The organism is Arthrobacter rhombi (genome assembly GCF_039526245.1).
GTDB classification, from domain to species: Bacteria; Actinomycetota; Actinomycetes; order Actinomycetales; family Micrococcaceae; genus Arthrobacter_H; species Arthrobacter_H rhombi.
In genome coordinates this window covers 323,652-342,087 of record NZ_BAAAIV010000012.1, presented here as the reverse complement: position 1 = coordinate 342,087, position 18,436 = coordinate 323,652, and the positions used below count along the sequence as shown (strand labels likewise).

The following is an 18,436-nucleotide window of genomic DNA, read 5'->3' as shown; positions in this document are numbered from 1 at the left end:
TCAGCCTTTCGTTGGCGCGGGGATTTCGTCGTCGTCGTCGAGCGTGATGAGTGCCAGGAACATGGCATCGGTGGAGTGCACATGGGGCCAGAGCTGGACCGTGGTGCCGCCGGAGGCGTGGGCGGTCCCCTCGATCCCCCCGTCCAGGGCCACGGTGTTGACCGTCGCCGCGGTATCGAGCAGTCGGGCCCGGGGCGTGCGCCGCAGGGCGTCGTCCAGCACGGCCAGCGTCTCGGCGGGGTGGGGCGAGCAGGTCGCGTAGGCCAGCACGCCGCCGGGGCGCAACGCCTTCAGGGCAGCATCGAGCAGTTCCCCCTGCAACGTGGTGAGCCCGGCAATGTCGGTGGGGCTCTTGCGCCAGCGGGATTCGGGGCGGCGCCGGAGCGCGCCGAGTCCGCTGCACGGGGCGTCCACGATGATGCGGTCGAAGCGCTGGTCGGCGGGGATGTCCACGTAGCGGCGCCCGTCGCCGACCACGACGTTCCAGGCGTCGTGGTCCACGGGCCGCAGCGCCTTGCGCACCAGTTCGGCGCGGTGCTCGGCCGGTTCGTTGGCGGTGACCTCGGCTCCTCGCTCGGCGGCGAGGGCGGCCAGCAGCGCCGCCTTGCCCCCGGGGCCGGCGCACAGATCCAGCCAGTCGGTGTCCCGTCCCTCGATCGTGGCTGCGGCCAGGGCCCGGGCCAGCAACTGGGAGCCGGCGTCCTGGACGCGGGTCGTGCCGCGGTGGATGGATGACATCCGGGACAGGTCGCCGCCGGCGTAGTAGGCCGAGTCGGGCGCCAGGGAGCCGGGGGTGGCCCCGTGTTCCAGTGCCTCGTCGAGCGAGCCGATCCCGGGCAGGGCGACCAGGTTGACCACGGGGGCCAGGTTGTCAGCCTCCAGCAGCGCGGTGATGTCCTCTGCGGTGCGTCCGTGGGCGACCAGGGACTGCCGCATGGCACGGACCACCCATTCCGGGTGGCTGTGTTCCAGCGCGAGGCGGGCCACCGGGTCATCGATGTCCACGAGCAGTTCGGCGATCCACGCCGCGGCGTCCTGGCGGGTGACCTTGCGCAGGACGGCGTTCACGAGCCCCGAGGGTCCTGCCCCGATGACCGCCCGGGCAAGGCCGACGGTCTCGTCCAGGGCCGCATGGTGGGGAACGCGCATCGCCAGCAGCTGGTGGGCGCCCAGGCGCAGTGCGTCCAGGATCGCGGGGTCGAGCTTGTCCAGCGGGCGGTCGACGCAGCGGGCGAGGATGGCGTCATAGAGTCCCCTCCCGCGCAGCGCCCCGTAGGCCAGCTCCGTGGCGAAGCCGGCGTCGCGGCCGCTCAATCCGTGCTCGCGGAGCCGTCCGGGAAGCACCAGGTTGGCGTAGGCGTCCTGGTCGACGACGGCACGCAGCACCTCGTAGGCGGCCAGCCGTGCCGGGTCGGCGATGCGGCGGCGCTGTGAGGGCGCTGCGGTGCTGAAGTGGCGGCTTCCGCTGCCTCCGCGGTTGCGCTGGCGGCCGGAGTCGTTGCGGCGTTCGTGCTGTGGTCCGTTGCTCATGCGAAGGAAACCTGCTTCCCGGTATCGGTGGTTCCGGCGCCCAGCCCGCGGGCCCAGTCGGCGGCTGGCATCATCTTCTTGCCCGGTGGCTGGACCGTGATCAGTTGCACGGCGTGGGATCCGGTGCCCACCAGGACCTGCGGTCTCCGGCCGGGCAGGACCTGCACGACGCCGGGGGCCAGGTCGGTCACCTCGGGGCAGAGGGCGACGGGGCCGAGTTTGAATCGTTGCCCGTCCAGTTCCGTCCAGGGTCCCGGTTCGGGTGTGGTGCCGTTGATGCGCCGGCGGATCGCCAGTGCGGGTTGGTCCCAGGCGATGTGGCCATCCTCCAGCAGCAATTTGGGGGCCAGACTCACCTCGCCGGACTGGGGCACCGGGACCAGGGCACCGGCGTCGATCCCGTGCAGGGTCTGGGACAGCAGGACCGAGCCGCTGTCGGCGAGCCGCTCCAGCAGGACGCCGGCCGTGTCGTCCGGGCCGATGTCCTCCGTCAGCGTGCCGTACACGGGGCCGGTGTCCAGGCCCTTTTCGAGCCGGAAGGTCACCGCCCCGGTGACGTCGTCGCCGTGGATGATCGCGTGTTGGACCGGGGCGGCGCCGCGCCAGGCCGGCAGCAACGAGAAATGCAGGTTGACCCAGCCATGGCGGGGAATATCCAGTGCCGGGGCGGGGACCAGTCCCCCGTAGGCGACGATGGCGGCGACGTCTGCGTCCGCCGCGGTGATCTCCGCGATGGCCGCGGCATCGATCGTGTTGGCCTTGATGACCGGCAGGCCGAGTTCTCCGGCACGGGCGGCCACCGGCGACGGGGTCAGGACGCGCTTGCGGCCCTGGGGCGCATCCTCACGGGTCAGCACGGCCACGACGTCCAGGCCATCGGCCACGAGGCGGTCGAGGGAGGGCACTGCCACGCTGGGGGTGCCGGCGAACAGGACCCTCATCGGCCGGCCCCGAACGTGCCACCGTAGCTCGATCCGACGGCCGGAGCCCGGTCGCTCCTGATCCGCTCGGCAACGTCGTTGTAGCGGGCGGTGCGGATCTTTCCCCACGCGTCCTTCTTGTCCGCCCCGCGAAGCCGGTCGATGTAGAGGCGCCCGCCCAGATGGTCGGTTTCATGTTGCAGGCAGCGCGCGAGCATGCCCTCGCCCTCCACGACCACGGGTTCGCCGGAGGCATCGAAGCCGGTGACCCGGGACCAGCTGCCGCGCGGGAGGCGGTAGCCCAGTCCGGGGACCGAGAGGCACCCCTCGGAGGCCCCTTGCTCCTGCGTTCCGCCGACTTCCAGCACGGGGTTCACCACGTGACCGTCGTGTCCATCGACGCGGTACGTGAAAACGCGCAGGCCGACGCCGACCTGGGGTGCTGCCAATCCTGCGCCGTCAACGGCGTCCATCGTCTCGGTCATGTCCGCAACGAGCCGGGCCAGTTCAGGCCCGAAGGCCGTCACCTCTGCGGCGGGGGTGCGCAACACGGGGTCGCCCACGATGCGGATTTCCAGAATCGTCATGACTTCATGCTCCTGACGCCGAGTGCCCGGCAATGTGCTGTGGAAAGTCGCACGGATCCCCGGGGAGGGGCCTGTCCGGTGCGCCCCACCAGTCTACGGGGCCGGAGGGGGGCCCACGGGACGCAGGGGCGTCCCGGCCTCGGCGACCTTCATGCCCGATTCCCAGACGCGCCGCAGGGCGAAGAACCTGCTCCAGTACGCCGGCAGGACCTCGGGGGCCGCCATGAGCGTGCGCACCTCGGTCTCCCCCACGGCGACGCCGAGCAGCATGGGGTCCTCGCCATGCGGCCAGGGCTCCCAGGTCCCGGCTGCGGCGTCGACCACGACCTCCTCGGCCTTGTACCCGGCGGCCAGTTGCATGACGACCTTCGGGTCCAGGGCCTTGACGCGGCCGTCACGGTCGGTGCCCTTGGTCTTGTAGTCGATGAGGCACAACCGCCCGCCAATGCGGGCCACCAGGTCAAGCGTCCCGGCGTAGCCCACCGTATGGTTCCAGACGGTGACCTCCGCGGCGATGGGCTCGACCCGGTACTCGTCCCACCAGTCATCGAAGCGCGAGGCGAAGCCGCCCTCGTCCTTCTCCAGCAGTGCCTCGCGTGCCTCGGCTGCCGTATGCGGCCGGCCCAGCGCCCTGAGGGCCACCTGTTCGCAGTAGGTGTGGACGCGGTCCCCGCGTTCGGCTGCGGCGTTGCGGTACACCTCGGCGGCGTTGGAGGCATCGCGGGCCACGGTGCGCAGCTTGGCGGCATTCCCGACCGCGGCGGGCAGGCGATCGTCCTGGGTGACGGCGGTGGCCGCCATGTGGCCGATCCACCCGTCCAGGGACATGGAGGCCTGGCCGATCACGGTGGTGATCGAGGGGACCTCGGGCAATCCATCGATCTTGCGGGAGTACATGCGGCCATACGACGTCTGGTGGGCCAGGGCTGGTGAAGTCATGACCTCGATTCTGGCATGCCGTCCCGACGGGTTGCGCCCCGCCGTCGTTCCCTGTGGGGCCGCGGTTTCCCCGAAAACACGCGGGACACGCTGCGCGACAGACGCCGATTTGGAACTTCGGGGAAACGTCGTATAGAGTTTTTACTCGTTGGAACGCAGCGGAACGGCAGCTTCAAAAGGGCCGGAACGGTGCAGCAAATCAACATGCGGACATAGCTCAGCTGGCTAGAGCGCCACCTTGCCAAGGTGGAGGTCGCGAGTTCGAATCTCGTTGTCCGCTCGCAAGTCACTGTAATGGTCGATTCGTCGTCCAAGCCGGAAGTGGGAAACCAGTTCGGGTCACGGTGGGGTGGCCGAGTGGCTAGGCAGCGGCCTGCAAAGCCGTATACGCGGGTTCGAATCCCGTCCCCACCTCGCATACGGTAATGTTGCACCCTGAAGAGGGCGATTGGCGCAGCGGTAGCGCGCTTCCCTGACACGGAAGAGGTCACTGGTTCGAACCCAGTATCGCCCACTGAAAAGGCTCCGCCACGGCGGAGTTTTTTTATGCGGACATAGCTCAGCTGGCTAGAGCGCCACCTTGCCAAGGTGGAGGTCGCGAGTTCGAATCTCGTTGTCCGCTCCGCGACCGCCGGAGGCCCCCTGGGCCCCGGCGGTTTTTGCATGCCGCCGACACCATGAAGGCGGCGACGCGGCGGGGCGCCCGGCCTGGTTTCGCCGATGGCGCAGAAGATTTTCCCGTCCACCCCTCGAATTTTCGGGTCCCCCGTCCCTAGGATGGACATCAGATGGAGGCGCCTTTGGCCTCCCGGACGAAAGGAGGTGTCACTTGGCTCTTTTTGACGAGCTCAAGGGCAAGGTCGGGGAATTCAAGGACAAGGCCGCTGACATGGCCGAGGGTGGAGCCGAAAAGCTCCGCGGTGCCGTGGATGGCGTTGGCAATTTCGTCGACGAAAAGACCGATGGCAAGTATTCCAGCCAGGTGAACCACCTGCAGGATTCAGCCAACGGCCTGCTCGACAAGGCCAGCGGCAACGACACCGCCCCGCCCGCCTAGGATTTCCCTGCGCCTTCGAGGCGCCCGCCCTGCCCACGAGCACGGCAAACATGGTGCCGGTACCGTCGAGAGACGGGACCGGCACCATGCTGTTAATGAATGGATGCCGCGGCCGGCATCTGGGCCCGGGCGCAGCTTGAGCGCACCCCTACAGGGCGGCTTCCTCGACCTGCTGTCCTTCGCGGGCCAGGGCGGTGAGGCGGGAAACGGCACGGAAGTACTTCTTCTGGTAGCCACCAGCCATCATCTCCTCGGTGAAGAGGTTGCTGAAGGGCTTGCCGCTGGCGACGATCGGCACGTCCTTGTCATACAGCCGGTCTGCGAGGACCACGAAGCGCAGCGACAGTGCCTGTTCGGTGATGGTGTGCACATTGTGCAGCACCAGCACGTCGATATCGTCGACGAGCTGGCGGTACCGGCTCGGGTGCACCGAGGACAGGTGGTTGACCAGTTCAGCGAAATCGTCGACGGCCAACACCTTGTCCGGGTAGCGCCCGGTGGCGGTGGCCTCCAGGACGGCGTCGTCCTCGGGCACGGGCGCCTCCGCCAGGCCGCGGTGGCGGAAGTCCTCGCCGTCGATGCGCAGGACGTCGAACTGGTCGGCGAGCACCTGGATCTCCCGCTGGAAGTCCACTGCCGCGAAGCGGCCCTCGCCCAGGGAACCCGGCAGGGTGTTGGAGGTTGCGGCCAGCTTCACGCCGGCGTCGGACAATTCACGCATGAGCCGTGACATCAGCACGGTGTCGCCGGGATCATCGAGTTCGAATTCGTCGATGCACACCAGCTGGTAGCCACTGAGGACCTCGACGGTCTTGCGGAAGGACAGGGCCCCGACGAGGTTCGTGTACTCCACGAACGTGCCGAAGGCCTTGGGGCCGGGGGCAGCATGCCACAGCGAGGCCAACAGGTGGGTCTTGCCGACGCCGAATCCGCCATCCAGGTAGATCCCCGCCTTGGTCTGCGGCGTCTTGCCGCCGAAGAGCCGGCCCATGAGCGATTTCTTCCCTGTCCCGATGCCTGCGGCGAACGCCTTCAGCGCCTCGACCGCTTCGGTCTGTGTCGGCTGCGCAGGATCCGGACGGTAGGTGTCGAAGGACACCACCCCGAACCGGTAGGACGGGTGGAACCCGGCCAGGAGCTCATCCGGGGAGACCTGTGGTGTGCGTTCGGTCAGGTGTTCAATGTGTGCCACGGGCGGGGTCGGTTCCTTAGGTGCGGGGACGGGCCGGCGCGCGGGGCGCACCACTGCCAAGTTTACGCCCCGCGCGCAATACACTGCCGCAGATGACCCGCAGGACCCGGACCACCGGGGTGGAGGACTAGGCTGGATGGCAGATCCGTACCGTCATGTGAAGTGAGGAAAACCCATGAGCATTGCCCCTGATACCGCAGCGAAGTTCGCCGCCTACGCCCACCCCGAGCGCCTGGTGTCCACCGACTGGCTGGCCGCGCATCTGGGCGACGAGGGGATCGTTGTCGTGGAGTCGAACGAGGACATCCTGCTCTACTCCACCGGACACATTCCCGGGGCCGTGAACATCGACTGGCACACGGACCTGAACGACGAGGTCACCCGCGACTACATCGACGGGGAGGCCTTCGCCCGGCTGATGTCGGCCAAGGGCATCTCCCGCGACACCACGATCGTGGTCTATGGCGACAAGAGCAACTGGTGGGCCGCCTACGCCCTGTGGGTGTTCACCCTGTTCGGCCACGAGGACGTCCGCCTGCTGGACGGCGGCCGGGACAAGTGGCTGGCCGAGGAACGCGAGACCACCCGTGAGTTGCCGACGCCGGCATCGACCGACTACCCGGTGGTGCCGCGCAACGACGACGCCATCCGGGCCTTCCGCGAAGACGTCACGGAGCACTTCGGCAAGCCGCTGATCGATGTGCGCTCCCCCGAGGAGTACACCGGGGAACGCACCCACATGCCGGCCTACCCGCAGGAGGGCACGCTGCGCGGCGGCCACATCCCCACCGCGGCGTCGGTCCCCTGGGCCAAGGCGGCCAACGAGGACGGCACCTTCCGCGACCGTGCCGAGCTGGAAGCCCTGTACCTGGACGAGGCCGGACTGGCCCCGGGGGACGACGTCATCGCCTACTGCCGGATCGGCGAGCGTTCCAGCCACACCTGGTTTGTCCTCAAGCACCTGCTCGGCTTCGAGACCGTCCGCAACTACGACGGTTCCTGGACCGAATGGGGCAACGCTGTCCGCGCACCCATCACCGTGGGCACCGAGCGCGGAGATGTGCCCGCCTCCGCCCGCAACTGAGCACCCCTGCCACCGAAGGAGCATCCGACCATGAGCGAAACCGCAGTCCCCGCCGCCCTGGCGGAGATCATCGAGGAATTCAACGCGGTCACCGAGCGTGAACGCCTGGAACTGCTGCTGGAGTTCTCCGACGAATTGCCAGCACTACCCGAGCGGTTCTCCGAACACCCGGAACTGCTCGAGCAGGTGGTGGAATGCCAGTCGCCGCTGTTCCTGACAGTGGAGATCGCGGCCACTGAGGCCCATGAGGTCAGCCTGTTCTTCTCCGCGCCGCCGGAGGCCCCGACCTCCCGCGGTTTCGCTGGGGTATTGAAGGAAGGCCTCGATGGGCTCCCGGCCGCCGAGATCCTGGCCGTCCCCGACGACATGCCCGACCGGTTGGGCCTGACCCGCGCCATCACCCCGCTGCGCATGCGGGGCATGACCTCGATGCTGGGGCGGATCAAGCGCCAGGTCAACGCGGCACTCTCCGCCTGACGGGCGCGAACGCATGACCAAGGCACACCACCGACACCACGAGGTCTCCGGCACACCGGCCACGCTGGTCCTGGATGCCGACGGCGCGGTCTACGCCACCCATGCCTATGAGCACGATCCCTCGGTGGCCTCCTTCGGCTTGGAGGCCGCCACCGCGTTGGGGGTCGACCCCGCCCGGGTGTTCAAGACCCTGCTGGTGGACACCGGCCGTGGCGGTGCCGACGCCCTGGCAGTCGCCATCGTTCCGGTGACCGGTTCACTGGACCTGAAGGCCGCGGCGGCCGCACTGGGCGTCAAGAAGGTGAAGATGGCCGACGCCGCTGATGCGCAGCGCCGCACCGGCTACGTCCTCGGCGGCATCTCGCCGCTGGGGCAACGCCACCGCTCCCCCACCCTGCTCGATGATTCCGCCACCCAGTGGGAGACGGTGTTGGTTTCCGGAGGACGCCGTGGTCTGGAAATCGAAGTGGACCCGGCAGACCTGTCCCGGCTCACCGCTGCAGTGCCTGCGCCGCTGGCCGGCCCCTAGAGGACCGGGGGGCCTGAGGGCCCGCCGGGGCGCGGGGCCTGCATCATCCGGCCGAGCCAGGCGGTGACGACCTGCTCCCAGCGCTGCGGGTCGACGTTCCATTCCCGGGTGTGATCCGCCACGGTGAAGCGTTCGAACGTGACCATGTCGGGATTGAGCTCCGCGAGTTGGGCGGAGGGCCCGACGGGAACGAACCCGTCGTCCTCGCTGTGCAGGATCAGCGTCGGGACCCGCAGCTGGTCGGCCTTGTCGATCCAGTTCAACGCCTTGAGGTCCAACGGGGTGGCCAGCCCGGTGATGGCCCGGCCGGCCCGGTTGGAGAGCAGCCACTGGCCCATCCTGCCGACGGCCTCGGGAATGCGGTGCAGCTTCGCCTGGTGCAGGAGCACGTCGATCCAGTTCACCACCGGACCATCGAGCACCAGCGCCTGGATATGGCGCTTATGCCGCGAGCGGTCCGCCACCTGCAGGCAGATCGCCCCGCCCATGGACCAACCCATGAGGATGATGTCGCGGGCGCCTCGGGCCAACGCGAACTCGATGGCCGCTTCGACGTCCTCCCATTCAGTGGTGCCCAGCCCGTAGCGTTGATCCGCGGCGAAGGGGGCCACACCGTCATTCCTGTAGGAAACCAGCAAGGAGGTGACGCCGAGCCTCCCGGTGGTCGAGAGCGCGCGCAGCCCCTCGGTGCGCGAGGCACCGCGTCCGTGCACCAGGATGGCCCACGTCTGGTGGCGGTCGGTACCCTCCACCAGCCAGGCGGGCGCCTCGCCGACCGGGGTGGGGATCCCGACGCGTTCGGCGGTGACGCCGGCGTCCTCGGGGGTCTCGTAGACCACCCCGGACCACCAGCCGCGGACCGCGACGGACAGGTCGCCGGAATAGACGTGCTCGACCCGACGGGCGACGGTGCCCTCGGCGGGGCTGAAGGACAGGACCTCACCGATCCGGGCATGGCCGCGACCGCCGAGGAAGTAGAGCGAATAGGTGCCCGGCGCGGTGGTGTCCTGGGTGGCCGGCAGGATCACCTCGAGCCCCTCGTTCCCGTGCACGACGGCGAGGATCGCCAGGTCCTCGGTCCTGCGGACCGGGGTCACGACCTGCCGGGCAAAGTATCCGGCCAGTGCCGAGGCACTGCCGGCCAGCAGGGAGCCGGCACCGACGCCGACGATGGCGCCCAGTGCGGCCCACCGCATCATGGGGGCCGTGGACTCGGCGGGGGTGGCGGTCGACGTGTACTCGCGCATGTCCCCCATCATTGCAAGTCATCGGTTCACCGCCAAGTTCCCGCGGGCGGAAGCACCTTTGTGGCAGGCTGGCGGCCATGACGCAACCACCGCAGGGATTCGATTTCAGGCAGACAGGGGACGAGGTCGTGATCGAGCACCACGGGCGGCGCGCGGCAACCCTCCGGGGCGGTGTCGCCGCCCGGTTCCTGGCGGACGTCCAGAACGAGGATCCGCAGGAGCTCATGGCCCGGCTGACGGGCAACTACAAACGCGGCAATGAACGCACCGCCCGGGAGCACCCGCGCAACCGTCGTCGGTGAGGCAACCCCGGCAACCTGGCGGCTCGCTTTGGGAATGACCCGGCGGTCCGCGACGTTGGAGTAGGCGTGAGTACATTTCCTGATTCGAACGCCCCGTCCCTTCCCGTGGTCAAGACCGACGAGGAGTGGAAGCAAGAGTTGACGCCCGAGGAGTACCAGGTCCTCCGCCAGTCCGGAACCGAGAGGCCGTTCACCGGCGAATACTGGGACTCCACGACCGAGGGCGTCTACGCCTGCCGCGCCTGCGGTGCCGAGCTGTTCACCAGCAAGGAGAAGTTCGGCTCGCACTGCGGATGGCCGTCCTTCTACGCCCCGTTGGCCGACGGCACCGTGCGCTACCTGCACGATTCGACGATGGGCATGGAGCGCGTCGAGGTCCGCTGTGCCTCCTGCGATTCGCACTTGGGACACCTCTTCGAGGGCGAGGGGTATGACACCCCGACGGACCAGCGCTTCTGCATCAACTCGGTGTCGCTGAGCCTGCGCCCCGCCGACGCGTAGGGAGCGCGACCACCGCTGGGCCTGCGGGGGCGGCTCGAGCCCCCGAGCCTGACGGTTTCTTATTCTCGGCCCATCTCGACACCAGTACTGCTTGATCTTTTCTAGGCTGTTAGCACCATCACGGCAGCAGGCCGCCGCACCCGGCGCGGCCCCGGAAACGATTCGAGGTGCAGGACGATGTCCCAGGCAACCATCACGCACGAGACCCACCACAAAGCCGCCGGCGACATCGCCCGCGAACCGGCATGGCTGGAGCTGAAGGCAGCGGCCACCGCGCTGCAGCAGCTGCAGGTCAAGGACGGGTCGGTCCCCGAACCGGCCGACCACGCCCGCGCCGCCGAACTGACCGCCACGATCACCACGGCTGTCACCGACCTGCGCCACCACTTCGAGCAGGACGGCGCCTATCTGGACCGCCTGGTCGAGGACTTCGGCACCTGGGCCGACGGAGGATTCGGCGTCCCCGACTTCCTGGACTCGCTGCAGGCGTTCCAACCGCAACTGGACCGCGTCGACGGGCTGCGCCACCTCGTGGTCTTCCCGATGTACACCCAGAACGGCTCGACCAACCGCCTCGTCGAGGCCATCCTGGTCGAGGTCATCTGGCCCGACTTCATCGCGGAGCTCGAGGCCGGGGCCTATTCGAACGCGCTCTTCGTCCCGCTGCGCTTCCTGGACTTCACCCCCGGCTACAACACCAACTCGGCGGTACTCTTCCCCGAATCCGTGGCCATGCGCCAGACCCCGGCGTTCACCTGGGGAGCCATCTTCCAGGACCGCGAGGCAGCCCGCTACCGCCGCGTCGTGGCGGCCGCCGCCGAGATCACCAACCTCGAACTGCCCGCCGAAGCCGCCGAACTGGTCGCCGACCAGCGACTGGCCGAGGAGACGTTCCTGATGTGGGACATGATCCACGACCGCACCCACATGCGCGGGGACCTGCCCTTCGACCCGTTCATGATCAAGCAGCGCATGCCCTTCTTCCTGTACTCGCTCGAGGAGCTGCGCTGCGACCTGACTGCCTTCCGCGAATGCGTCAAGATCGCCGCCAGCCCGGACTCCGCACCCGAGGCGGCCCGCCATGCCCGCCTGGTCCAGTACGCGGTCATCTTCGATCGGATCTTCCGCTTCGCCATCACCGGCAACCGGGTCCGCAACTACGACGGCCTCGGCGGACAGCTGCTCTTCGCCTGGATGCACCAGCACCACGTCCTGCACTGGACGGATACGAAGCTCACCATCGACTGGGAGGCCGTCCCCGAGGTGGTCAGCGCCCTGGGTGATGCCATCGATGACCTCTACTGGCGCTCGATCGACCGCCCCAAGCTGGCCCACTGGCTGGCCGCCTACGAACTGGTCTCCGCAACCGTCACCCCGAATCCGGCCTCCGTCTGGGCGCAGGGCAAGGGAGCGCTGCCGCTGACCGAACCGCTGAAGGAGATGACCAACCAGGTCCTGGATGACGAGTTCCCGCTCTCGATGTTCTACGAGGCGTTGGACAAGAAGATGAAGCCGGTCATCGAATCCACCGTGGGCATCACCGCAGCCGATGAGCCGGCCGCGGCCTAGACTGCACCCATGAGCGCAGCCCAATCCCCCACCGTCCTCATCGCCGGTGCCACCTCCTCCTCCGGCGTCGCCGCTGCACAGGCCCTGCACGACGCCGGTGCCCGGGTGCTCGTCGCCGGCACCAGTGCCGAGCGGCTCGCCGAACGCCTGCCGTTCGCTGCCGGGCGGTACGTCGCTGACCTCTCGGACGCCGCGGCGACGAACGCGTTGGCCGAGCAGATCCACACCGACTTTGGACCCCTCGACGGTCTCATCCACCTGGTCGGTGGGTGGCGCGGCGGCAAGGGGCTGGCCGGCCAGTCGGATGAGGACTACGACTTCCTGCACCGCCATGTGGTCCTGACCCTGCGCAACACGTCACGGGCCTTCTTCGCCGACCTCTCCGGCTCCCCGGTGGGGCGTCTGGCGGTGGTCTCCTCGACCGCCGTCCAGCACCCCACCGGGTCGGGCGCGAACTATGTGGCGGCCAAGGCGGCAGCCGAGGCCTGGACCATGGCAGCAGCCGCCGGGCTGCGGGCGGCCCAGTCCGGCAACAAGCACTCACCCGTCGCCCAGCATTCGGCAGCCACCGTGCTGGTCATCAAGGCCTTCGTCGACGCCGCAGCCCGCAGCCGGGAACCCGCAAGGGACTTCACGGGATTCACCGACGTGTCCGACTTCGGAACGGCGGTGGCCGGGCTGTTCGACGCCGACGCCGCCTCCTTGAACGGCACCCGGCTCTCACTGGTGCCCCGGGCATAGACTGAACACACTTCCCACCAGCAACTCCTGAGGATAAACGTGAGCACTTCCCTGCATGACACCATGGTCCGCGGCTTCGCATCGGACAACTACTCCGGCGTCCACGCGGAAGTCCTGGAGGCCATCAACGCCGCCAATGGAGGACACCAGATCGCCTATGGCGAGGACGAATACACCGAACGCCTCGGCCACGTGATCCTCTCCCACTTCGGTCCCGCCGCCGAGGCCTTCCCGGTCTTCAACGGCACCGGAGCCAATGTGACCTCCCTGCAATCGCTGCTGCCCCGGTGGGGTGCAGTCGTCTGCGCCGAGACGGCGCACATCAACGTCGACGAGAACGGCGCCCCCGAACGCGTTGGGGGCATGAAGCTGCTCACCGTCCCGACACCCGATGGAAAGCTGACCCCTGAACTGATCGACCGCCAGGCCTGGGGCTGGGGCGACGAGCACCGAGCCCAGCCGCTGGCCGTGTCGCTGACCCAGTCCACCGAGCTCGGCACCCTCTACACGGTCCAGGAACTCAAGGCCATCACGGCCCACGCCCACGAACGCGGCATGAAGGTCCACATGGACGGGGCCCGTCTCTCCAACGCCGCGGCCGCCCTGGGGGTCCCCCTCCGTGCCTTCACCCGCGACGCCGGCATCGACATCCTGAGCATGGGCGGTACGAAGAACGGCCTGATGTACGGCGAGGCGATCGTCGTCCTGGACCCGGAGGCCGCCACCGGGCTGAAGTACCTGCGCAAGATGAACATGCAGCTGGGTTCGAAGATGCGCTTCATCTCCGCACAGCTCATCGCGCTCTACGAGGGCGACCTCTGGCTGCGTTCGGCCTCCCACGCGAACGCCATGGCCCAGCGGCTGCGTGCTGCGGTCCAGGAAATCGAGGGCCTGGAGCTGACCCAGCCCACCGAGTCCAACGCCGTGTTCGCGAAGCTTCCCTCCGCCGCGGCTGACCGCGTGCGCCAGGACTTCCGGTTCTACGACTGGGATGAGGCCACCGGAGAGGTGCGCTGGATGTGTGGATTCGACACCACCGAGGAGGACGTGGACCGCTTCGCGGCGGCCATCCGCGCCGAAGTCGCCGCCGGCTAGGGTGCCGGGTCACTCTTCCGGTGCCCTCGCCCCCGCCACGGGGTTTCCCCGATCAGTCCAGCGAAGGAGACCCGGGTGAACGGGCGCACCACCACGCCACTCGAGCAGCGGATCGATGCCGCTGCCCATCGGGTCCTTGACAGGTTCCCCCGGAGCAAGGGGGCCAAGCTCCTCGTCGAGTTTGCCGTCTTCACGCTGAAACAGGCGTGGGCCTGCATTTTCGGCGCGGCGATGCTCGCCGTGCTCTTCGCCACCCGTTTGTGGTATCCCGAGGGCATCGCGCTGGCCCGCAACGACGCCGTCACGCTGGCGGCGATTGCCATCCAGATCCTGATGGTCGCCTTCCGGTTGGAGACGCTGCGCGAGTTGCGGGTCATCATCTTGTTCCACATCGTGGGGACCGGCATGGAACTGTTCAAGACGAGTGTCGGTTCCTGGATCTACCAGGGTGAGGGGTTCCTCCATCTGGGCAACGTCCCGTTGTACAGCGGCTTCATGTATGCGGCCGTCGGTTCCTACATGGTCCGGGTGTTCCGCCTCTTCGACCTCCGGTTCCAGCGATATCCACGACGCTGGATCACCGCGGTCCTGGCGGGGGCGATCTACCTGAACTTCTTCACCCATCACTACATCTGGGACCTTCGCTGGTTCCTGCTCGCCGCCGTTGTTCTGGTGTTCGGCCGTTGTTGGATGCACTTCAGGATCTTCCGGGTGCGCCTGCGCATGCCATTGGTCCTGGCGTTCCTCTTGGTGGCCGTGTTCATCTGGCTCGCCGAGAACATCGCCACCTGGTCCAACGCGTGGGCCTACCCCGACCAGCTGGAGGGCTGGCAGCTGGTCTCCGTGGCGAAATTGGGTTCCTGGCTGCTCCTGATGATCATTTCAGTGGTCCTGGTGACCTGGGTCTACCCGCCCGAGGAACCGGAACCCGAACTCGCGCCGGAGGGCCTCCACCGGCAAGCGCATTAATCGAGCCACCACGTGAGGAGCCCCAGCAGCAGCGACACGGCCGCCACGAGGACGAAGACCCGCGGAAGAACCCACCGGTTCACCAGTGATTCGGATTCCGCGGCGCCCAGGGCAGCCGTCCCCACCGGGGCCGGCGTCGCCTGAGCCAGCTCGTAGGCGAGCAGGATCCGCGATGGCGCTGCCATGGTGGCCAGGGACGCAGCCACATTGGTGACCGCAACAATTTGGAGGACCGAACTACCCAGATCGGTCGCGACCTGCGCCTGGGTGACCGTCAACATGGCGTTGGCCGCGGTGTTCGACCCGGTAATGAATCCCGCCAGTGCGTTCACCGCCGGCGCGAGGATCAGGTAGCTGCCACCCATCCTGGCCAGGGCAGCACCCAACGCAGCACCCATGCCAGTCGCCGCCAGCAGCGATCCAAGCACTGTGAAGCACAAGGTCACGATGCCCACGGGCCTCCAGCTGCGGTAGGCCGCCGCAGCGCGGTGGCCCAGTCGTGCCTCGACTCGGCCGGCGGACCCCTCGCGCTGTCCGGGGCCAAAGTGGGCCGCCAGGCACGCCACGACGAGCCAGATGGCGGGGCTGCTGGCAGCGCGCATGAACAGGTTCGGCTCCAGCTGCGCTGTGAGGCCCCGGGCGGCCAGCAGGCCGCCGGCCATGACGGCATAGGGTACCGCGGCCCGGACCACGACCTCACCGGCAGGTACGAGGCTGCCCCGCCAGCGGTACACGAGCAGGTGCACGGCGATCGGCACCAGAGATCCCAGGACTCCCGCCAAGGGGGTCCCCACGACGAGGTTCGCTCCCAGGATCCCGAGCCAGAGGAGCACCGCGCTGCCGGCCGCACCAACGAACAGGCGTCCCGCTCCCCCGTCGTGGCGTAGCAGGAACGTGAGCAGCACCGCGGCCCCGAGCATGGCCGGCAGGGACAACAGGGCGGATCGTACGCCGACCTCGGTCAGCGAGGTCCCCGAGAGTTCCGAGGCCAACAACGTTCCCGGCCCCAGGGCGCCCCAGGGCACGGCGAGGAGACCCAACAACGAGAACAACGTGGTCCGGGGAACCGAATGCCCCAGCATCCTCAAGATCGGCGCGCCAACCGTCACGCCGATGCCAAAACCCGTGACCGATTCGGCGAAGGGGACCAAGCCGAAGACCACCAGCACGGTTCCGGCCCGTCGCGACGGGGCACTGGTCTGCAACCAGCCGGAGATAGCTGCCATGGCACCTGTGCTGGACAAGATCCGGCTCAGCAGGACCCCGGCGTAGAGGATCAGCATGATCTCGATGATCGTCGGGGAGAACCGGGCCAGAGACCCCAGGACCACCGACGGTGCTGTCGGGAAGAACACCACGGCAACGACGATGCCAACACCCAACGACCAGACGGCGATACGCGTGGCCCGGACACCCCGGAAGAACAGGACGACCGCCAAGACGATCGGTATCGCTGCTGCGACCGCAGGCACGGCCCACCTCCCTCGGTTCCCTCCATGGCCCGGCAATGCCGGGGGCGCCAGGCTCCTCCACAGACCGTAGTACACGGGGCTCCCCTTCCCACACGGCGCGAACCAAGGGGAAAGGAACGTCTTTCTGTGAGGCTTCCGTGCAGCGGCGTGCCTTCCGGCCGCCCGCCATGACCGGCCCTAGACTCGGGAAGGTGAGCGCCCTTGGCAACCTGGCACAGGTTCCCCCAGACTTCATGACAGCGCTATCGGCGCTTCGTCAGGCGGATTGCCGCCCCGAAATGCGCCTGGCCGAAATCCCGGCTCCAGCCCGGCTGGCCCCCTTCGCGGTGGCCCTCTCGGCCGAGGTGTTCGAACCACCCGCCGCCGGCCACGGATCGCTGCACGGTCCGGCCGCGGCTGCCCTGGCCGAGGCACGCACGCTCAACCAGGATGACGAACTCGCCACCGGACGCTTCATCCTGCTTCATGATCCCGCGGGGTCGGATTTGTGGAACGGGACCTTCCGCATCGTCACCTACATCCGCGCACAGCTCGATGCCGCCATGGGCAATGACCAGATGCTCGGGTCGGTGGCGTGGACGTGGCTGCTGGATGCACTCCACGAGAACGATGCCCGGTATTCCCAGGCCGGCGGAACCGCCACGCGGATGTTATCGCAGAGCTTCGGAAGCCTCCAGGAACGCCCGGAAACCATCGACATCGAGCTCAGGGCCTCCTGGACGCCCGACAGCTCGGATGTCCGTGCCCATCTGGAGGCATGGAATGACATGGTCTGCACGTTCGCCGGATTGCCGCCCCTTCCGGAGGGCGTGACGGCGCTTCCCCTGCGGCGCAGGAACTAAATCAACTAGAATTGGTTCCACCATGACCGATTCGCGCACCGACAGCCCCCCTGCAACCCCTGACGCCGGGGATCTGGCCCCACCGGAGCCCGAGCCCACACCTCTGACCGAACCGCGCGATGGCGTCCCCCCGGTCGTCAACACCGACGCTGGCCTCCGGCGCGCGGCACGTGCCCTGGCCGCCGGTACGGGGCCGGTCTCCGTAGACGCCGAACGGGCGTCTGGCTTCCGTTATGGCCAGCGGGCCTTCCTCGTCCAGCTGCGTCGAGAGGGTTCCGGCACATGGCTGATCGATCCCGTTCCGTTTGAGGACCTGTTGGTGGTCAACGAGGCGTTGTCCGGAGCCGAATGGATCCTTCACGCGGCCACCCAGGATCTGCCGTGCCTCGGCGAGTTGGGGATGCGCCCCGATGCCCTGTTCGACACCGAGCTGGCCGGACGGCTCGCAGGCCTGCCCCGCGTCGGGCTGGGGCCCATCGTGGAATCCTTGTTGGGCCTGAAGTTGGCCAAGGAGCACTCCGCCGCCGACTGGTCCACGCGGCCGCTTCCCGAGCCGTGGCTGCGGTATGCGGCGCTGGACGTCGAGGTGCTCGACGAATTGCGCCTGGCGCTGATGGAACTGCTCCGGGACGCCGGCAAGCTGGACTTTGCCCTCCAGGAGTTCGAAGCCATCCGCACCGCTCCGGCACCTGCATCACGGGTCGATCCCTGGCGGCGGACCTCAGGCCTGCACCAACTCCGCGACCGCCGCCAACTGGCTGCAGTGCGCGCCCTGTGGTCCGAACGCGAATCCCTGGCGGAGAACCGGGACGTGGCACCGGGCCGGCTGATCCCCGACGCGGCCCTCATTGCTGCCGCCAAGGCCATGCCCTCGACAGTGCCCCAGCTGTTGAAGACCCCCGGGTTCCACGGGCGTGCGGCCAGCAAGGAAGGACCTCGTTGGTTGCGGTGCCTCCAGCAGGCCCGCACCACGGAGGATCTGCCGCCCATGCATATCCCGTCATCGGCTCCCCCGCCGGCCCGGACCTGGCCGGACAAGGACGAGGCCGCAGCACGCCGGCTGAACACTGCCAAGCCGCGCATCGCCCGGCGGGCCGAGGAACTGGATCTGCCGATCGAGAATCTGCTGACGCCGGATACGCTGCGCCGCATCGCGTGGCGGCCGCCGGCTCGCATCGATCCCGAGACGATCACCGCCGCCCTCGAGGACCTGGGGGCCCGCCCGTGGCAGGTGGAACAGACAGCGCCCATCATCACCGTGGCGTTTCTGGACCCCGAACCGCTGCCGAAGAAGGGTGCAGCGGCGAAGGGCTGAATGCCGCGGGGCCGCTGACCCCACTGGACCGCGCTGGATTCGTCAACTGGCACGCGCCCGTCTCCTTG

Annotated in this window: 19 protein-coding genes and 4 tRNA genes; 16 read left to right on the top strand and 7 right to left on the bottom strand. The window is 68.4% G+C overall.

The genetic code is table 11. The features are described 5' to 3' along the window. The 4 genes from ABD088_RS12230 to ABD088_RS12215 all read right to left on the bottom strand — a co-directional run bounded on the left by ABD088_RS12230 (position 1) and on the right by ABD088_RS12215 (position 3,976). Entirely contained in the window at positions 1–1,530 is a 1,530-nt protein-coding gene (locus ABD088_RS12230; protein ID WP_343902206.1) for an RsmB/NOP family class I SAM-dependent RNA methyltransferase, read from the bottom strand. After that, entirely contained in the window at positions 1,527–2,471 is a 945-nt protein-coding gene (locus tag ABD088_RS12225; RefSeq protein ID WP_343902205.1) for a methionyl-tRNA formyltransferase, read from the bottom strand. The genes ABD088_RS12230 and ABD088_RS12225 overlap by 4 nt, the downstream gene beginning before the upstream one ends. Next, on the bottom strand, positions 2,468–3,037 hold the full coding sequence (gene def / locus ABD088_RS12220; RefSeq protein ID WP_343902204.1) for a peptide deformylase: 570 nt from the start codon (positions 3,035–3,037) through the stop codon (positions 2,468–2,470). The genes ABD088_RS12225 and def overlap by 4 nt, the downstream gene beginning before the upstream one ends. A 93-nt stretch (positions 3,038–3,130) precedes the next feature. After that, entirely contained in the window at positions 3,131–3,976 is an 846-nt protein-coding gene (locus ABD088_RS12215) for a cytochrome (protein WP_343902203.1), read from the bottom strand. A 206-nt stretch (positions 3,977–4,182) separates the two neighbouring features. On the opposite strand from ABD088_RS12215, the gene ABD088_RS12210 reads away from it, so the two are divergent. The 5 genes from ABD088_RS12210 to ABD088_RS12190 all read left to right on the top strand — a co-directional run bounded on the left by ABD088_RS12210 (position 4,183) and on the right by ABD088_RS12190 (position 5,033). Beyond that, a tRNA-Gly gene (locus ABD088_RS12210) sits at positions 4,183–4,256 on the top strand. A gap of 63 nt (positions 4,257–4,319) precedes the next feature. Then, positions 4,320–4,390, top strand: a tRNA-Cys gene (locus tag ABD088_RS12205). A 28-nt stretch (positions 4,391–4,418) separates the two neighbouring features. Further along, positions 4,419–4,490, top strand: a tRNA-Val gene (locus ABD088_RS12200). Positions 4,491–4,524: 34 nt separating this feature from the next. Next, positions 4,525–4,598, top strand: a tRNA-Gly gene (locus ABD088_RS12195). A gap of 207 nt (positions 4,599–4,805) precedes the next feature. Then, the gene (locus ABD088_RS12190; protein ID WP_343902202.1) at positions 4,806–5,033 is read left to right on the top strand and encodes an antitoxin; all 228 of its coding nucleotides are present in this window, start codon (positions 4,806–4,808) and stop codon (positions 5,031–5,033) included. A gap of 148 nt (positions 5,034–5,181) precedes the next feature. On the opposite strand, the gene zapE is transcribed toward ABD088_RS12190, so the two are convergent. Next, positions 5,182–6,225 (bottom strand): cell division protein ZapE, encoded by a 1,044-nt coding sequence (gene zapE, locus ABD088_RS12185; protein ID WP_343902201.1) that lies wholly within the window; start codon positions 6,223–6,225, stop codon positions 5,182–5,184. A 175-nt stretch (positions 6,226–6,400) separates the two neighbouring features. Between zapE and ABD088_RS12180 the strand changes: the two genes are divergently transcribed. The 3 genes from ABD088_RS12180 to ybaK are packed head-to-tail and all read left to right on the top strand — an operon-like array spanning position 6,401 to position 8,315. After that, a complete protein-coding gene (locus tag ABD088_RS12180; protein ID WP_343902200.1) occupies positions 6,401–7,309 on the top strand; it encodes a sulfurtransferase in 909 nt (302 codons plus the stop codon). 30 nt (positions 7,310–7,339) lie between these two features. Next, a complete protein-coding gene (locus ABD088_RS12175) occupies positions 7,340–7,786 on the top strand; it encodes a SufE family protein (protein WP_343902199.1) in 447 nt (148 codons plus the stop codon). 13 nt (positions 7,787–7,799) lie between these two features. Then, positions 7,800–8,315 carry a Cys-tRNA(Pro) deacylase gene (gene ybaK, locus ABD088_RS12170; protein ID WP_343902198.1) on the top strand — a complete coding sequence of 172 codons (516 nt, stop codon included), beginning with the start codon at positions 7,800–7,802 and terminating at the stop codon, positions 8,313–8,315. Here ybaK and ABD088_RS12165 read toward each other — a convergent pair. After that, positions 8,312–9,562: an alpha/beta hydrolase family protein gene (locus ABD088_RS12165; protein ID WP_343902197.1), complete on the bottom strand. Its 1,251-nt coding sequence runs from the start codon at positions 9,560–9,562 to the stop codon at positions 8,312–8,314. The two genes, ybaK and ABD088_RS12165, sit on opposite strands and share 4 nt — an antisense overlap. Before the next feature lie 77 nt (positions 9,563–9,639). Between ABD088_RS12165 and ABD088_RS12160 the strand changes: the two genes are divergently transcribed. The 6 genes from ABD088_RS12160 (at position 9,640) to ABD088_RS12135 (ending at position 14,739) form a co-directional block, all read left to right on the top strand. Further along, positions 9,640–9,864 carry a hypothetical protein gene (locus ABD088_RS12160; protein ID WP_343902196.1) on the top strand — a complete coding sequence of 75 codons (225 nt, stop codon included), beginning with the start codon at positions 9,640–9,642 and terminating at the stop codon, positions 9,862–9,864. A gap of 66 nt (positions 9,865–9,930) precedes the next feature. Beyond that, positions 9,931–10,365, top strand: coding sequence for a peptide-methionine (R)-S-oxide reductase MsrB (msrB, locus tag ABD088_RS12155; protein WP_343902195.1), 435 nt, complete (start codon positions 9,931–9,933; stop codon positions 10,363–10,365). Between the two features lie 177 nt (positions 10,366–10,542). Further along, entirely contained in the window at positions 10,543–11,934 is a 1,392-nt protein-coding gene (locus ABD088_RS12150; RefSeq protein ID WP_343902194.1) for a DUF6421 family protein, read from the top strand. Positions 11,935–11,943: 9 nt separating this feature from the next. Next, entirely contained in the window at positions 11,944–12,675 is a 732-nt protein-coding gene (locus tag ABD088_RS12145) for an SDR family oxidoreductase (protein WP_343902193.1), read from the top strand. A 63-nt stretch (positions 12,676–12,738) separates the two neighbouring features. Beyond that, positions 12,739–13,770, top strand: coding sequence for a threonine aldolase family protein (locus ABD088_RS12140; RefSeq protein WP_343902377.1), 1,032 nt, complete (start codon positions 12,739–12,741; stop codon positions 13,768–13,770). Positions 13,771–13,845: 75 nt separating this feature from the next. Next, positions 13,846–14,739 carry a DUF817 domain-containing protein gene (locus ABD088_RS12135; RefSeq protein ID WP_343902192.1) on the top strand — a complete coding sequence of 298 codons (894 nt, stop codon included), beginning with the start codon at positions 13,846–13,848 and terminating at the stop codon, positions 14,737–14,739. Here ABD088_RS12135 and ABD088_RS12130 read toward each other — a convergent pair. Then, a complete protein-coding gene (locus tag ABD088_RS12130) occupies positions 14,736–16,211 on the bottom strand; it encodes an L-lactate permease (protein WP_343902191.1) in 1,476 nt (491 codons plus the stop codon). The genes ABD088_RS12135 and ABD088_RS12130 overlap by 4 nt on opposite strands. A gap of 233 nt (positions 16,212–16,444) precedes the next feature. On the opposite strand from ABD088_RS12130, the gene ABD088_RS12125 reads away from it, so the two are divergent. Together ABD088_RS12125 and ABD088_RS12120 are read left to right on the top strand one after the other, a co-directional pair. After that, positions 16,445–17,053 carry a DUF3000 domain-containing protein gene (locus tag ABD088_RS12125; protein ID WP_343902376.1) on the top strand — a complete coding sequence of 203 codons (609 nt, stop codon included), beginning with the start codon at positions 16,445–16,447 and terminating at the stop codon, positions 17,051–17,053. A 22-nt stretch (positions 17,054–17,075) separates the two neighbouring features. Then, positions 17,076–18,368 (top strand): HRDC domain-containing protein, encoded by a 1,293-nt coding sequence (locus ABD088_RS12120; protein ID WP_343902190.1) that lies wholly within the window; start codon positions 17,076–17,078, stop codon positions 18,366–18,368. Positions 18,369–18,436: the final 68 nt, after the last annotated feature.

Excerpts from the sequence above, each read along its gene's own strand:
- ABD088_RS12175 (WP_343902199.1), top strand. The coding sequence starts at position 7,340 with ATGAGCGAAACCGCAGTCCCCGCCGCCCTGGCGGAGATCATCGAGGAA.
- ybaK (WP_343902198.1), top strand. The coding sequence starts at position 7,800 with ATGACCAAGGCACACCACCGACACCACGAGGTCTCCGGCACACCGGCC.
- ABD088_RS12180 (WP_343902200.1), top strand. The coding sequence starts at position 6,401 with ATGAGCATTGCCCCTGATACCGCAGCGAAGTTCGCCGCCTACGCCCAC.
- ABD088_RS12230 (WP_343902206.1), bottom strand. The coding sequence starts at position 1,530 with ATGAGCAACGGACCACAGCACGAACGCCGCAACGACTCCGGCCGCCAG.
- ABD088_RS12160 (WP_343902196.1), top strand. The coding sequence starts at position 9,640 with ATGACGCAACCACCGCAGGGATTCGATTTCAGGCAGACAGGGGACGAG.
- ABD088_RS12225 (WP_343902205.1), bottom strand. The coding sequence starts at position 2,471 with ATGAGGGTCCTGTTCGCCGGCACCCCCAGCGTGGCAGTGCCCTCCCTC.
- ABD088_RS12215 (WP_343902203.1), bottom strand. The coding sequence starts at position 3,976 with ATGACTTCACCAGCCCTGGCCCACCAGACGTCGTATGGCCGCATGTAC.
- ABD088_RS12165 (WP_343902197.1), bottom strand. The coding sequence starts at position 9,562 with ATGCGCGAGTACACGTCGACCGCCACCCCCGCCGAGTCCACGGCCCCC.
- ABD088_RS12120 (WP_343902190.1), top strand. The coding sequence starts at position 17,076 with ATGACCGATTCGCGCACCGACAGCCCCCCTGCAACCCCTGACGCCGGG.
- ABD088_RS12145 (WP_343902193.1), top strand. The coding sequence starts at position 11,944 with ATGAGCGCAGCCCAATCCCCCACCGTCCTCATCGCCGGTGCCACCTCC.
- ABD088_RS12150 (WP_343902194.1), top strand. The coding sequence starts at position 10,543 with ATGTCCCAGGCAACCATCACGCACGAGACCCACCACAAAGCCGCCGGC.
- def (WP_343902204.1), bottom strand. The coding sequence starts at position 3,037 with ATGACGATTCTGGAAATCCGCATCGTGGGCGACCCCGTGTTGCGCACC.
- ABD088_RS12140 (WP_343902377.1), top strand. The coding sequence starts at position 12,739 with ATGGTCCGCGGCTTCGCATCGGACAACTACTCCGGCGTCCACGCGGAA.
- ABD088_RS12125 (WP_343902376.1), top strand. The coding sequence starts at position 16,445 with ATGACAGCGCTATCGGCGCTTCGTCAGGCGGATTGCCGCCCCGAAATG.